Genomic DNA, 14,075 nt, shown 5'->3' on the forward strand with positions numbered 1-14,075 from the left:
GGCACGGTGGCCAGGGCCGGCGTCCGGACCCGCGCCCGCGCCCCGCCCCCTCTCGACGGCCGAAGGGGCGGGGCGCGGCGTCGTCAGACCACCAGGCTCAGGGTCGCGGCGACCGCGAAGCCCGCGACCGACAGGACCGACTCCAGCACCGTCCACGACTTGAGGGTGTCGCGCTCGGAGATGCCGAAGTACTTGGCGACGATCCAGAAGCCGCCGTCGTTGACGTGCGAGGCGAAGATCGAACCGGCCGAGATGGCCATGATGACCAGGGCCAGGAACGCCTGCGAGTGGCCGCCGTTCTCGACGAGCGGGAGCACGATGCCGGCCGTGGTGACGATCGCGACCGTCGCCGATCCCTGGGCGACGCGCAGCACGAGGGAGATCAGGTACGCGAGGACGATGACCGGCAGGCCCACGTCGTTGAAGGTGTCGGAGAGGGCCTGCGCCACGCCGCTCGCCTTGAGGACCGCGCCGAAGACGCCGCCGGCGCCGACGACCAGCAGGATGTTGCCGACCGGCTTGAGGGACGAGGTCGAGACCTGTTCGAGGGACTTGCGCGACCAGCCGCGCCGGATGCCGAGCAGGTAGTACGCCATCAGCAGGGCGATCGTCAGGGCGACGAAGGGGTTGCCGAAGAACTCGACGACCGAGCGGAGGGTGGACTCGTCGAGCGCGATGGAGGAGAACGTCGCGGCGAGGATGAGGACCAGCGGCGTGCCGATGATGGTCAGCACCGTGGCGAGCGAGACGGGCTGCTCCCGCGGGGTGCGGCCCGCGGCGGTCTGCTCGGCGATGACGGCGGCCCTGGCGTCCTCGGCGGCCTCCACCATGTCCTGCGGGACCTGGACGAAGACGCGCTTTCCGATCCAGCCGGCGTACGCCCAGGCGGCGAGGACGGCGGGGATGCCGCAGACGACGCCCATGAGGATGACCCAGCCGAGCGAGACGTGGAAGAGGCCGGCCGCGGCGACCGGGCCCGGGTGCGGGGGCAGGAACGCGTGGGTCATGGAGAGGCCGGCGAGCAGCGGCATGGCGTACAGCAGGACCGACTTGCCGGAGCGCTTGGCCGCGGCGTAGACGATCGGCGCGAGGACGAAGATGCCGACGTCGAAGAAGACCGGGATGCCGAAGATGAGGCCGGTGAGGCCCATGGCGAGCGGGGCGCGCTTCTCACCGAACAGGCCCAGGAGGCGGGAGGAGAGGACCTCGGCGCCGCCGCTGACTTCGAGGATCGCCCCGAGCATCGTGCCGAGACCGATGATGATCGCGACGTGGCCGAGGATGCCGCCCATGCCGGATTCGATGACGGAGACGACGGCGGACTTCTGGACCGTGCCGAAGAGTTCGGTGACGGAGAGGCCCGCGCCGAGGCCGACGGCTATGGAGACGGCGAGCAGCGCGACGAACGGCTGGAGTCTCGCCTTGATGATCAGGAAGAGGAGCAGGCCGATGCCGAGGGCTGCCACGGTCAGCAGACCGGCGGTGCCGTCGATGAGCGCGAGGAGGCCGCCGGTGTGGGGCGGTGCCTCGGCGGGGGGCGGGGCCGCTGCAAGGTGCAGGACCGGGGGGTGCACGGCGGGGAGGTTCATGGCGGGGGACCTCGTGGTTCGCGGGGCGAAGGGGGATCACGGCAGGGGGCATCGCGGCACGGCGCCCCGGGAACGGGCGCCGCGCCGTGAGGCAGGGGGTGGGGACGGGGGAAGTGGTGGTGCAAGATCAGGCGAGCACGGCCAGCGCGTCGATCTCGATGAGCAGGCCCTTGGGGAGGCCGACGTAGACGGTCGTGCGCGCGGCGGGGGCCTCCTTGAGGCCCTGCTCCTCGAAGTACGCGTTGTAGATCGCGTTCATCTCGGCGAAGTGGTCGGTGTCGGTGAGGTAGACGCGCATCATCATCACGTCGTCCCAGCTCGCGCCGCCCTCCTCCAGGATCGCCTTGACGTTGGCGAAGGTCTGGAGGGTCTGCTCGCGCAGGGTCGGGCCCGCGGGGGTGGGGGCCTGGCCCTCGACGGCCGGCAGGAAGCCGACCTGGCCCGCGACCTGGAGGATGTTGCCCTTGCGGACGCCGTGGGAGAACTTGGCGGGCGGGGCGGTGTGGGTGGAGGGGGTGATCGCGGTCTTCTCGACGGTGCTGTGCGTGTCACTCATGATCTTGCTTCCTTCGGGGATGTGTTGCCGGAGTACTCCCGGCTGATGGCGTCGGCGGTGCGGCGCACCAGCGGGAGGAGGGTGAGGAGTTCCTCGGCCGTGACGACGACGTTCGGTGCCGACACCGACATGGCGGCGACGACCCGGCCGTCCGTACCGCGGATGGGGGCCCCGACGCAGTTGATGGACTCCTCGTGGCCGCCGAGGTCGGTGGCCCAGCCCTGTTCGCGTACGAGCGCCAGCTCCTTGAGGAAGGCTGCGGCGTTCGGCGTCGAACGGGACGTGTAGGTGGGGTAGTCGAGCTTCTCCGCGATGGTGCGTCGCTCGGACTCGGGGAGGTCGGCGAGCAGCAGCTTCGCCACGGCGGCGACGGTGATCGCGACGGGCTTGCCGATGCGCGAGTACATGCGGACCGGGTAGCGGCTCTCGACCTTGTCGATGTAGAGGACCTCGTCCTCCTCGTACACCGCGAGGTGGACGGTGTGCCCGCACTCGTTGTTGAGGGCGGCCAGGTGGGGGTGTGCGATCTCGCGTATGTCGAGGTTCTCGACGGCCTCCTGGGCGAGCGCGAAGAGGCGGGCGCCGAGGCGGTAGCGCTGGTCCTGCTGGCGGTAGACGAGACCGTGCTCGTGGAGGGTGCGCAGGAGGCGCAGCGCCGTGGACTTGTGCACATCGAGGCGCTCGGCGACCTGGCCGAGGTCGGCGGGGCCCTGCGCGAGCAGCGGCAGGATGCTCAGCGCGCGGTCGACGGTCTGGCTCATGGCGTACGTACCTCCTGGTCGGCGGCGCCCGTCCAGCCGGGGCCGAGACGAAGTCTCCCCCAGGCGTCGTCGTCCAGGGCGGCCAGGCGGTCGGCGTGGGCGCGGGAGGGCGGTGCGGCGAGGTCGCCGGGGACGGTGAGGGCGGCGGCGGCCATGAGGTGGCCGTGCCGGATCCGGTCGCGTACGGGCAGACCGCGCAGGGTCGCGGAGAGGAACCCGGCGGCGAAGGCGTCCCCGGCGCCGACGGGGGCGACGACGTCGACACGGAGGGCGGGGACGGTGGTGACGGTGTCGGTGGGGCCGGGGGTGCGGGTGACGTCGGTGCCGGTGGTGTCGCCGATATCGGTGGTGCCAGTGGTGCCGTCGGCATCAGTGGCGCCAGCAGTGTCTCCGGCATCGGTGGTGAACACCGTCACGGCTGCCGCGCCCTGTTTGACGACCAGGGTCCGCGGCTCGGGAAGGGCCTCGCGGATCGCGGCCGCGCCCCTGACGCCCCAGGCCGCCTCCGCCTCGTCCTCGCCGACGAAGACGAGGTCCGCGCCACGGGCCAGGTCGAGCAGGACCCGGGGGCCCTCGCCGTCACCGTCGCCGCCGTGCCACAGGTGAGGGCGGTGGTTGACGTCGAAGGAGACCAGGGGGCGGCCGGGGCGGCGGGTGGTCAGCTCGCGCGTGAGGGCCAGGCAGTCCGCGGACAGCGCGGCCGTGATCCCGGACAGGTGCAGTACGCGGCCCGCGGCCAGTTCGTGGAGCGGCATGTTCCGCGGGGACATCGCGGAGGCCGCCGACCCGGCGCGGTAGTAGACGACCTCGAAGCCGTCGGTGTCGCGGTCGGTCGCCGTACGGAAGTAGATGCCGGTGGGGCGGTGCGGGTCGCGCTGGACGGCGGAGGTGTCGACGCCGTACGCGGCGACGGCGTCGACGAGGTGGTCGCCGAAGCCGTCGGCGCCGACCCTGCCCACCCACCGCGCGCGGTGTCCGGCGGCCGCGAGGGCGCAGGCGACGTTCGACTCGGCGCCGCCGATGCCGCGTCCGAAGGAGGGCACGTCGGCGAGGCGGCCGGGACGGGACGGCAGGAACGTCACCATGGACTCACCGAGGCAGACCACATCCACCATCGCGGCATCTCCGTCTCGCTCTGCTGATACGTCCGCGGGCGCGGTCACGATCGGGCTCCTCACCACTGGCTCACCATTGACCCTGCGTCGGCTCGGATGTTAGACAGCGTCAAGCGATACGCGCAATGACCGTTGCGCATGATGCAACGCAACTTTCCCCAGGAGGCTTCCCATGGCCGTCGGCAACCCGGACGGACGACCCGCGGAACCCACGAAGTCCGCAGGACCCGCGGCACTCGCGGACGAGCGCGTGGACCACCGCTTCAAGGCGCTCCCGCCGGACGCCGGGGGACTGACGGTCGGCGAGCTCGCGGCCGAGCGCCGCAACCTCTTCACGGGCGGGTTCACCACCCCCGTGCTCGCGCTCTCCGCCGAGTCGGTCGAGCACAACCTCGCGCTCCTGGAGACGTACGCCGAGCGCCACGGCCTCGCCTTCGCCCCGCACGGCAAGACCTCCATGTCGCCGCAGCTCTTCGCGCGCCAGCTGGAGTACGGCGCGTGGGGCATCACCGCCGCCGTGCCGCACCAGGCGCGCGTCTACCGGGCGTACGGCATCCAGCGGATCTTCCTCGCGAACGAGGTCGTCGACGCGGCCGCACTGCGCTGGCTGGCCGCCGAGCTGAACGCCGACCCCGGCTTCCGCTTCGTCTGTTACGTCGACTCGGTGCGCGGCGTGGAGCTGATGGACGAGGCGCTCCGGGCCGCGTCCGCCACGCGCCCGCTCGACGTGGTCGTCGAACTCGGCGCGGGCGAGGGGGCCCGTACCGGCGTCCGGACGGCCGCCGGCTGCGCGGCGGTCGCGGACGCGGTGGCGGCCGCGGACACGCTGCGGCTGGTCGGCGTGGCCGGATACGAGGGCGAGGTCCCGCAGGCGGACGGCGACAAGGTCCGCGCGTGGCTGCGCGAACTGGTCTCCGTCGCCGCTGACTTCGACAGGGCGGGCCGCTTCGCCGGCTCCCCCGAGATCGTGGTCAGCGCGGGCGGCAGCGCGTGGTTCGACGCGGTGGCGGAGGTGTTCGCGGAGATCCCCGCGCTCTCGCTTCCCGTGCTCAAGCTGCTCCGTTCCGGCGCGTACGTCTCGCACGACGACGGCCACTACCGTCACCTCACCCCCTTCAACCGGGTCCCGGACGAGGGCGCGCTCCAGCCCGCGTTCCGCCTCTGGGCGCAGGTCGTCTCCCGGCCCTCCCCGGAGCAGGCCTTCGTCAACGCGGGCAAGCGCGACGCGGCGTACGACCTGGACCTGCCGGAGGCGCAGGCCGTACGGGACGCCCGCACGGGCGAGGTGCGCCCGGCAGCCGGCATCACGGTCACCGGCCTGTCGGACCAGCACGGCTGGGTGCGTACGGACCCGGAGGCGGACCTCGAGGTCGGCGACTGGCTCGGCCTGGGCCTGTCCCACCCGTGCACGGCCTTCGACAAGTGGCAGCTGATCCCTCTCGTCGAGGCGGACGGCACGGTCACGGACTACATCCGCACGTTCTTCTAGCCCCTGGGGCGGAGCGCCGGGCCACCGGAAGGGGTTCTCCCCCGCCCCCGCCGCTTCCCCTCCCCCTCCAGCAGACACTCAGAGAGGCGAACAGCCATGGACCTCGTCATTCGCGGCGTACGCGTCATCGACGGCACCGGCGGTGCCTCCTACCGGGCCGACGTCGCACTGGACGGCGGCCGCATCACCGGGATCCGGCGGGAGGGCGACAGCGGCCCGCGCCCCACCGGCCGGCGGACGCTGGAGGCGGACGGCCTCGCCCTCTCCCCCGGCTTCATCGACATGCACGCGCACAGCGACCTCGCGCTGCTGCGCGACCCCGACCACAGCGCCAAGGCCGCCCAGGGCGTGACCCTCGAAGTCCTCGGCCAGGACGGACTGTCGTACGCGCCCGTCGACGACCGCACGCTCGCCGAGGTCCGCAGGGCGATCACCGGCTGGAACGGCGGCGGGCCCGGGGACACGGGCGTCGACTTCGACTGGCGGACCGTCGGCGAGTACCTCGACCGGCTCGACCGCCAGGGCATCGCCGTCAACGCCGCGTACCTCGTCCCGCAGGGCACGGTCCGCGTGTACGCGATGGGCTGGGAGGACCGCCCGGCGACGCCCGCCGAGCTCACCCGCATGAAGCAGCTCGTCGCCGAGGGCATGGAGCAGGGCGCCGTCGGCATGTCGTCCGGTCTCACCTACACGCCCGGCATGTACGCCGACGACGCCGAGCTCACCGAGCTGTGCCGCGTGGTGGCGCGGTACGACGGCTACTACTGCCCCCACCACCGCTCGTACGGAGCCGGGGCCCTCGCCGCGTACGAGGAGATGGTGACCCTCACCCGCAACGCCGGCTGCGCGCTCCACCTCGCCCACGCCACCATGAACTTCGGCGTCAACAAGGGCAGGGCGCCCGACCTCCTCGCCCTCCTCGACAAGGCGCTCGACGAGGGCGCGGACGTCTCCCTCGACACCTACCCCTACACCCCCGGCTGCACCACGCTCGTCGCGATGCTGCCGAGCTGGGCGAGCGAGGGCGGTCCCGAGGCGGTGCTCGCGCGGCTCCGCGACGACGAGAGCGCCGAGAGGATCCGCCACCACCTGGAGGCCGTCGGCTCGGACGGCTGCCACGGCGTCCCCATCGAGTGGGACACGATCGAGATCTCCGGCGTCAGCGACCCCGGTCTGGCGAGCTGCGTGGGCAAGACGATCGCGGAGTCCGCCGCGCGGCGCGGCGAGGCGCCCTGGGTCACCGCCCGGCGCCTGCTGATCGAGGACAACCTCGGTTCGACGATCCTCCAGCACGTCGGTCACGAGGAGAACGTCCGGCAGATCATGCGCCACCGCGTCCACACGGGCGGCAGCGACGGCATCCTCCAGGGCTGCAAGCCGCACCCGCGCGCGTACGGCACCTTCCCCCACTACCTGGGCCACTACGCCCGCGACCTGGGCGTACTCACCCTGGAAGAGACGGTCGCGCACCTCACCTCCCGCCCGGCGGCCCGGCTGCGCCTGCCCGACCGCGGGCTGGTGCGCGAGGGCTACCGCGCCGACCTGGTCCTCTTCGATCCGTCGACGGTCGCGGCGGGCTCCACCTTCGAGGCTCCGCGCACCCTCCCGACCGGCATCCCGCACGTCCTCGTCGACGGCCGGTTCGTGATCGAGGACGGGCGGCGGACGGACGTCCTCGCGGGCCGGTCGGTCCGGCGTACGACCTGAGCACATGGGGGGCACGGCTCCCCCCGGAGCCGTGCCCCCCATGTGCTCCGCGCCGGTCCGGAGGCTCAGACGCGCTGCCAGAGGGCCGGGACGTTCGACGGCTCCCAGCCGGCCTGGGCCTGGTGGCCCTGGAGGCAGCGGTACGTCGCGCCGCCGTAGGTGACCTGGTCGCCCGCCGCGTAGACCTTGCCCGCCGCCCACGTGCCGCCGGGCTCGCCCGGGTCACCGGGGTCGCCCGGGTCACCGGGGTCGCCCGGGTCGCCGGTGGTCGTCTTCAGCGTCAGCCCGTACGCCTGGAGCAGCGGGTTGATCGGCTGGTGGTACGTCGTGCCGCCGCCGCGGCAGTCCCCCGACCCGCCGGAGGTGACGCCCTGGGCCTGGCTGCCGGATATGTAGGAGCCGCCCGAGTCGCCCGGTTCGGCGCAGACCGTCGTGCGGGTCACTCCGCTGATGGTGCCCTCGGGGTAGGTGACGCTGGTGTTGTGCTGCTGGATGGTGCCGCAGTGCCAGCCCGTGGTGGATCCGGAACGGCAGACCGAGGCGCCCACCGGGGACTGCACCGAGCCGGCCACCTGGACGTTCTGGCCGCCCCGGCTGACGTAAGGGGTCGCGGTCCAGCTGGAGTTGGCCGCCACCCAGGCCATGTCGCGGCCGGGGAAGGTGGAGGCCTGGAAGGTGCCCTGGGCGACCCGGTTGTACCCCGTGGTGGTGGTGCCGGCCCGGCCGCAGTGGCCCGCCGTGGCGAAGCCCTGCGTGGTGCCCCGGGTGACGGCGAAGCCGACCGAACAACGGCCGCTGCCGCCCATGTAGTACGCGTCGCCGCCCCGGATGTCGTACAGCGGGCGCGGCCGCTCGGTGGTCTTCTCCACCGTGACGAGCGCACGGTCGGCACGGCTCGCGGTGATCAGCCTCTCGGCCGCCGCCGGCTCGGCCGCCCGCACCACCACCCTGTTGGCGCGTACGTCGACGTACCAGACCGGTACGCCGGTCGACGCGTCGCGGGCCGCCGCGCGGTCCAGCGCGGCCTTGGCCCGGTCGAGTTCGGCCAGCGTGTGGGGAACGACCTCGGCACGCGCGCCCCGGGCGGTGATCACGGCGGCGTCCGCGGCCCGGGTGGTGGCCACGGTGAGGGTGGCGGAGTCCGCCCCGGCCACCCACGCCCCGGCGTACGACCCGGCCAGCGCGTGCTGGAGCCGGCCCGCGGTGGCGCCCGCCTCGGCCTCGTTCTCCAGCCGGTCCGTGGCCTGTGCCCGGCTGAGCCCGAGGTCGCGCCGCATGGCGTCGAGCAGTTCCGGCTGGACGTCGGCGGCGGACCCGGTCACCACCGGGGAAGTCCCGGGAACCTGCTGCGCCGTGGCCGCGCTCTGCGGCCCGGCGAGGATCAGCGCACCGGCGGCGGCGATGGCGGCGCACGCCGCCCTGGCGTGTCTGTGGGGCATGAGGAATCTCCTCGGTCTCGGTGGGGGTGTGGCACGTGGGGTGTCCCGAAACCGTAGGGGTGCGAACAGGCGTGCAGGAGCTCTCAGTTGACCCCCCTCACCGCGTTATGGCCTCCGGCGCCACGGCTGCCGGGGCCCGGGGGGCCGGGGCCCGGAACGGTTCACCGCCCTGCCCGCGCCCGCTCCTGCGCGACAGCACCGCGCCCAGCACGCACACGGCGGCCACGACGGCGAAGCCGTACGCCGGGGTGCTGCCGTCGGGGTGGGTCTCGTAGACCAGGGCGGCGGACAGCACCGCCAGGATCCGGCCGAGCCTGCCGTTCCAGGCGGTGGCGGAGACCGCCGCCATGCCCCAGAGCAGGTACCACGGCTGCACCATCGGCGAGAGGGCGACCAGGGCCAGCAGGGCCACACCCAGGGCGTGGACCGGGTGCGGGAGCGGGGCGCCGCGCCAGGGGCGCACGCTGCGCGACGTCGCCAGGGCGGCGTAACCGATCACGGCGAGCGCGAGGGCCAGGCCGAGTGTCTGGACCGCGCGCTTGACCGGGTCCGGGTCCCAGCCGAACAGCAGGCGCGTCAGCTCGCCGAGCCCCAGGCCGATGTCGCTGGAGGCGGAGAGGGCGGTGTGGATGGTCGCGGCGACGCTCTGCGTCCGCAGCCAGCCGAAACCGGTACCGCTGAGCAGGGTGGCGACGACGGCGACCGCCCCGGCCACCAGGGCGGGGACGGCGAACGCCTTCACGAGGCGCCACAGGAGCGGTCCGGAGGTGCGGCGCAGCACCAGGACGCCGATGAAGAGCAGCGCGACGGCGGCCGGTGACTTGACCGTCGCCGCCAGCGCGACGAGCGCGCTGGCGAGGATCCACCGTCCGTGCAGCGCGCACACCACGCCCGTCAGCATGAGGGCGATCATCAGGCCGTCGTTGTGCATGCCGCCCACCACGTGGATCAGCATCAGCGGGTTGAGGGCGCCCAGCCACAGCGCGCCGGTCTCACTGGCGCCGCGGGCGCGGGCGATGCGCAGCGTCGCCCAGGCGGTCAGGGCGAGCGCGGCCAGGGCGACGAGCCGCATCCCGAACACGGCGGGGACGATCCGCCCGTCCGTGACCCCCACCACCGCCTTCGCCAGGACCAGGAAGACGGGCCCGTACGGGGCGGGGGTGTCGGTCCAGTGGCCGCCGACACTGGCCGCGGCGTCGGCTCCGAGCTCGTCCGGGCCGAGGACCGAGGGTCCGGACGTGTAGACGTCATGGCCCTCGAGGACCATCGCGCCCTGGGCGACGTAGCTGTAGACGTCGGCGCTGTGCAGCGGCGGGGCCAGTACCAGGGGCGCCGCCCACCAGACCAGCGTGACCAGCGTTTCGCGCACCCCGCCCGCCGCGCCCCGGGCCACCAGCCGCCCGTACCGCCACCAGGACACGACCAGGAGGGTCAGGCCCAGGTACGCCAGGACGGCGGCCGCCACGGTCGTCGCGGACCCGTGGGGGACCCACATCCCCCACGGGTCACGGGCCGGCAGCCTCCCGGCGGCGATGCCGCCCACGGCCACCGCGACCGATCCGGCGGCACCCAGCCGGCGATACCCGACAGCACTCAGCGTCCACATGACCGGTCAATTTATCGGAGCTGTACGCACAGCCGGACGGGGCACGGGGCGGCACGGGGCGGCACAGAGGGACTGACATCAGAAGTGCGTCAATCGGTGTGATCCCGGTGTTGGTCCCGGGGAGGCGGGCGGTGAAATGCTCATGCCCCTACGCGGCGCTCCGACGTGCTGCCGGGGGAGGCGCATTCCATGAACGACATCTTCGCGACGCGGAGCGGCCCGGTGCTGGGCCACCGGCCCGTCCCCGACGTCGTCGCGGTCCTCGGCATTCCCTATGCCGCGGCCCCGTTCGGCGCCGGCCGGTTCCTGGAACCGCGCCCCGCACCGGCGTGGACGGGTGTCCGGGACTGCGGTGCCTTCGGCCCCGTCGCCCCGCAGTCGGCCCGGCTGCCGGGTGCGCCGGTCTGGTCCCCCGGCGACGAGGACATCCTCACCGTCAACATCTGGGCTCCGGCTCCGGACGCGTCGCCGTCTTCGGACCCGCCTTCGTCCGACGGCCGCCTGCCCGTCCTGGTCTGGATCCACGGCGGCGCCCACACCTTCGGGTCCTCCGCCCAGCCCGACTTCGACGGAACCGCGCTGGCCCGGGCCGGGCTCGTCGTGGTCACCCTCAACTACCGGCTCGGCTTCGAGGGATTCGGCCACGTGCCGGCCGACGGAGGGACCTCGTACCCGGAGAACCGGGGCCTGCTCGACCAGGTCGCCGCCCTGCGCTGGGTCCGCGAGAACATCACCGCCTTCGGCGGTGACCCCGGCAACGTGACAGTCGCCGGCCAGTCCTCCGGGGCCGCCTCGGTCGCCTGCCTCCTGGTGATAGACCGTGCCCGCGGCCTGTTCCGCCGCGCCATCGCCCACAGCGTCGTCGGTCCCTGCTCCTCGCTCGGACTCGCTGTCGCCACCACCCACGAGGTCGCCGCGGCGGCGGGCTGCCCGGCCACCGCCGAAGGGCTGAGGTCCGCGACCCCCGGGGCGCTGGTCGACGCCTCCGACCAGGTGGCCGACGCCTACCGCAAGAACCCCGCCTCCGGGCCACGCCACTACGACCCCGTGATCTACGCCCCGGTCGTCGACGGCGACATCCTGCCCGCGGACCCCTTGGAGGGAGTGGCCGCCGGCGCGGCCCGCGACGTGGACCTGCTGGTCTGCCACACGACTGAGGAGCACTGGCTGTTCGACGCCGTCGGCGGCAGCGCCGGAATAACCACCGACGACCAGCTGGCGGCGTTCGCCGAGGACTTCGGCCTTCCTGACGGCCTGGTGTCCGGCTACCGCGCCCTGATGCCCCATGCTCCGGTGCTCGACGTCTACCTCGCGGTCTTCGGCGACCTGCAGTTCGGCGAGTACAGCAACCGGCTCGCCGAGCGGCACGCCCGGGCCGGCGGCCGGGCGTTCCGCTCGCGCTTCGCCCGCCGGCGCACCGGACCGGACACGGCGGTGCGGGCCTGGCACTGCGCCGACATCCCCTTCGCCTTCGGAAACCTCGGCACCGCATGCCTGGAATTCCTCATCGGCGGTCCGCCCGACGCCGAGGACCACCGGCTCTCCCGGTCCATGGTGCGAGCGTGGGCCGGCTTCGCCGCCACCGGCGATCCCGGCTGGCCGCCGGTCGCCGGCCCCACCGGCCCCATCAAGATCTGGAACACCGACGACGGTCTGGCCGACGGTGATCCGGCCGCCGTCCGCGCACTCTGGAGCCGGGTGGAGTTCCCGCCCCTGCGCCCCTGAGACCACGCGGCAGGGAGCGAGGCCGGCGACACGTCCGCCGTACGGTCCCCGCTCCTCGGGCCGGAGCGGTCCGGACCCCGTCCGGAGCGGCCCGGGCGGCCAGGATCCCCGTTCGGAGCAGTCCGGGCGGCAGCGGCACCCGCGCCTTCCGATGTCCGTGGAATCGCCGTTCCGGCGCCTCGGCCGGACCGCGTGGCCAAAAACACGGAGCGGGTCCCGTTACGCGCCCGTAAGGTGGCCGTTATGCAGGTGATCCAGTCGACGAAGCTCGCAAACGTCTGTTACGAAATCCGCGGCCCCGTGCTCGAGGAAGCGATGCGGCTCGAAGCGGCGGGTCACCGCATCCTCAAGCTCAACACCGGAAACCCGGCGGCGTTCGGTTTCGAGTGCCCGCCCGAGATCCTGGAGGACATCCTCCGCAATCTTTCGGGCGCGCACGGCTACGGCGACGCGAAGGGGCTGCTGGCGGCGCGCCGCGCGGTCGTGCAGCACTACGAGACCAAGGGCATCGCGCTCGACGTCGAGGACGTCTACCTCGGCAACGGCGTCTCCGAACTGATCCAGATGTCGATGCAGGCGCTGCTCGACGACGGCGACGAGGTGCTCGTCCCCGCACCGGACTACCCGCTGTGGACCGCGTCCGTCTCGCTCGCGGGCGGTACGGCCGTGCACTACCGCTGCGACGAGCAGGCCGACTGGATGCCGGACCTCGCCGACATCGAGCGCAAGATCACGGACCGTACCAAGGCCATCGTCATCATCAACCCGAACAATCCGACGGGTGCGGTGTACGACGACGAGATGCTGCGCGCCCTGACCGAGATCGCCCGCCGCCACAACCTGATCGTCTGCTCCGACGAGATCTACGACCGGATCCTGTACGACGGCGCCACGCACACCCCGACCGCTGCCATCGCCCCCGACCTGCTCACCCTCACCTTCAACGGGCTGTCGAAGAACTACCGCGTCGCCGGCTACCGCAGCGGCTGGCTGGCGGTCTGCGGCCCGAAGGCGCACGCCTCGTCGTACATCGAGGGGCTCACGATCCTCGCCAACATGCGCCTGTGCGCCAACATGCCCTCGCAGCACGCGGTGGCGACGGCGCTCGGCGGGCGGCAGTCGATCGAGGACCTGGTGCTGCCGGGAGGCAGGATCCTGGAGCAGCGGAACACGGCGTACGACCTGCTCACCCAGATTCCGGGCGTCACCTGCGTGAAGCCCAAGGGAGCGCTCTACCTCTTCCCGCGCCTCGACCCGAAGGTCTACAAGATCAAGGACGACCGGGAGATGGTCCTCGACCTGCTGCGGGCCGAGAAGATCATGGTCGTGCACGGTACGGGCTTCAACTGGCCCGACCACGACCACTTCCGCATCGTGACGCTGCCGGCGGCGGAGGACCTGGCGGACGCGGTGACGCGGATCGGCACTTTCCTGGACGGATACACACAGCCGTAGGCGAGTGCGACTCGGGTCAACCTTAGACAGAATCCAATGTAGGATGGTCTCCTGACTCTGCCAGGAGGCCATCCCATGTACGAGCCGATCCGCAGCAAGTCGGTCCATCGCATGGACGAGGACCGGCCCGATTTTCCGCACCGTTCCCGTGAGGAGGAGCTGGACATCCAGCTCGCCGGGCACCTCGCGGCGCTCCTCGCGGTCACCGACGAGCTGAGCCTCGGCGCCGCCGCCGACCGCATCGCCACCCAGATCGCCCGGCTGCGCGGCGCCCCGCCGGCCCGGCACGCCGGCCTCACCCACGCGGCCCCGGTCGCACTCCACCGCCGGGCCCACGAGCTCGCGGGCCGCGCACTGGTCGTCGCCGCCTCGCGCGCCGACACGGCGGTCGCGATCCTCGCCGCCGAGCGCATGGACGCACACGCGGCCGCGCTCGAAGAGCTCCGCCTCGTCGGAGCCCACTGACGGCCCCGGCCCGTGTGCCGCCGCGGCGCACGGGCCGGGTGCCCCTTTACCCCAGGACAGGGACGACCGCCGCGTCAGCCCCGCCGTACCAGCGCCGGAAGGGGTGAGGACGGCCCCGGTGAGGGGCTGTGCTCATGAGACGTGTGCGCATGGTGTGAACGCAAGGGA

The 14,075-nt window shown here is 73.0% G+C and carries 11 protein-coding genes; 5 read left to right on the plus strand and 6 right to left on the minus strand.

Features of this window, described 5'->3' with window-relative positions; all coding sequences use genetic code 11:
* Positions 1 to 83: 83 nt before the first annotated feature.
* From BN1555_RS11615 to BN1555_RS11630, 4 genes are all read right to left on the minus strand, one after another.
* On the minus strand, positions 84 to 1,559 hold the full coding sequence (locus tag BN1555_RS11615; protein ID WP_093803343.1) for a GntP family permease: 1,476 nt from the start codon (positions 1,557 to 1,559) through the stop codon (positions 84 to 86).
* Positions 1,560 to 1,716: 157 nt separating this feature from the next.
* Positions 1,717 to 2,145, minus strand: coding sequence for a RidA family protein (locus BN1555_RS11620; RefSeq protein ID WP_093799322.1), 429 nt, complete (start codon positions 2,143 to 2,145; stop codon positions 1,717 to 1,719).
* Positions 2,142 to 2,906 (minus strand): IclR family transcriptional regulator, encoded by a 765-nt coding sequence (locus BN1555_RS11625; RefSeq protein ID WP_093799323.1) that lies wholly within the window; start codon positions 2,904 to 2,906, stop codon positions 2,142 to 2,144. Before BN1555_RS11625 ends, BN1555_RS11620 begins: the two co-directional genes overlap by 4 nt.
* Positions 2,903 to 4,021: a sugar kinase gene (locus BN1555_RS11630; protein ID WP_093799324.1), complete on the minus strand. Its 1,119-nt coding sequence runs from the start codon at positions 4,019 to 4,021 to the stop codon at positions 2,903 to 2,905. Before BN1555_RS11630 ends, BN1555_RS11625 begins: the two co-directional genes overlap by 4 nt.
* Positions 4,022 to 4,193: 172 nt before the next feature.
* On the opposite strand from BN1555_RS11630, the gene BN1555_RS11635 reads away from it, so the two are divergent.
* Together BN1555_RS11635 and BN1555_RS11640 are read left to right on the plus strand one after the other, a co-directional pair.
* Positions 4,194 to 5,510, plus strand: coding sequence for an amino acid deaminase (locus BN1555_RS11635; protein WP_093799325.1), 1,317 nt, complete (start codon positions 4,194 to 4,196; stop codon positions 5,508 to 5,510).
* Between the two features lie 96 nt (positions 5,511 to 5,606).
* Entirely contained in the window at positions 5,607 to 7,217 is a 1,611-nt protein-coding gene (locus BN1555_RS11640) for an N-acyl-D-amino-acid deacylase family protein (RefSeq protein ID WP_093799326.1), read from the plus strand.
* A 65-nt stretch (positions 7,218 to 7,282) separates the two neighbouring features.
* On the opposite strand, the gene BN1555_RS11645 is transcribed toward BN1555_RS11640, so the two are convergent.
* Both BN1555_RS11645 and mptB read right to left on the minus strand, forming a co-directional pair.
* Complete coding sequence (locus tag BN1555_RS11645; protein ID WP_093799327.1) at positions 7,283 to 8,656, minus strand: carbohydrate-binding protein; 1,374 nt, start codon at positions 8,654 to 8,656, stop codon at positions 7,283 to 7,285.
* A 97-nt stretch (positions 8,657 to 8,753) separates the two neighbouring features.
* Complete coding sequence (gene mptB / locus BN1555_RS11650; protein WP_107081073.1) at positions 8,754 to 10,262, minus strand: polyprenol phosphomannose-dependent alpha 1,6 mannosyltransferase MptB; 1,509 nt, start codon at positions 10,260 to 10,262, stop codon at positions 8,754 to 8,756.
* Between the two features lie 189 nt (positions 10,263 to 10,451).
* Here mptB and BN1555_RS11655 point away from each other — a divergent pair, with 189 nt between their 5' ends.
* The 3 genes from BN1555_RS11655 to BN1555_RS11665 all read left to right on the plus strand — a co-directional run bounded on the left by BN1555_RS11655 (position 10,452) and on the right by BN1555_RS11665 (position 13,907).
* Entirely contained in the window at positions 10,452 to 11,987 is a 1,536-nt protein-coding gene (locus BN1555_RS11655) for a carboxylesterase/lipase family protein (protein WP_093799328.1), read from the plus strand.
* Positions 11,988 to 12,230: 243 nt separating this feature from the next.
* Positions 12,231 to 13,442: a pyridoxal phosphate-dependent aminotransferase gene (locus BN1555_RS11660; RefSeq protein ID WP_093799329.1), complete on the plus strand. Its 1,212-nt coding sequence runs from the start codon at positions 12,231 to 12,233 to the stop codon at positions 13,440 to 13,442.
* A gap of 75 nt (positions 13,443 to 13,517) precedes the next feature.
* On the plus strand, positions 13,518 to 13,907 hold the full coding sequence (locus BN1555_RS11665; protein ID WP_093799330.1) for an SCO4983 family protein: 390 nt from the start codon (positions 13,518 to 13,520) through the stop codon (positions 13,905 to 13,907).
* Positions 13,908 to 14,075 lie beyond the last annotated feature (168 nt).

This window comes from Streptomyces sp. Wb2n-11, from assembly GCF_001049855.1.
Taxonomy (GTDB): Bacteria; Actinomycetota; Actinomycetes; order Streptomycetales; family Streptomycetaceae; genus Streptomyces; species Streptomyces altiplanensis.

Coding starts and splice junctions, on each gene's coding strand:
- BN1555_RS11620 (WP_093799322.1), bottom strand. CDS start 2,145: ATGAGTGACACGCACAGCACCGTCGAGAAGACCGCGATCACCCCCTCC.
- BN1555_RS11625 (WP_093799323.1), bottom strand. CDS start 2,906: ATGAGCCAGACCGTCGACCGCGCGCTGAGCATCCTGCCGCTGCTCGCG.
- BN1555_RS11630 (WP_093799324.1), bottom strand. CDS start 4,021: ATGGTGGATGTGGTCTGCCTCGGTGAGTCCATGGTGACGTTCCTGCCG.
- BN1555_RS11635 (WP_093799325.1), top strand. CDS start 4,194: ATGGCCGTCGGCAACCCGGACGGACGACCCGCGGAACCCACGAAGTCC.
- BN1555_RS11640 (WP_093799326.1), top strand. CDS start 5,607: ATGGACCTCGTCATTCGCGGCGTACGCGTCATCGACGGCACCGGCGGT.
- BN1555_RS11645 (WP_093799327.1), bottom strand. CDS start 8,656: ATGCCCCACAGACACGCCAGGGCGGCGTGCGCCGCCATCGCCGCCGCC.
- mptB (WP_107081073.1), bottom strand. CDS start 10,262: ATGTGGACGCTGAGTGCTGTCGGGTATCGCCGGCTGGGTGCCGCCGGA.
- BN1555_RS11655 (WP_093799328.1), top strand. CDS start 10,452: ATGAACGACATCTTCGCGACGCGGAGCGGCCCGGTGCTGGGCCACCGG.
- BN1555_RS11660 (WP_093799329.1), top strand. CDS start 12,231: ATGCAGGTGATCCAGTCGACGAAGCTCGCAAACGTCTGTTACGAAATC.
- BN1555_RS11665 (WP_093799330.1), top strand. CDS start 13,518: ATGTACGAGCCGATCCGCAGCAAGTCGGTCCATCGCATGGACGAGGAC.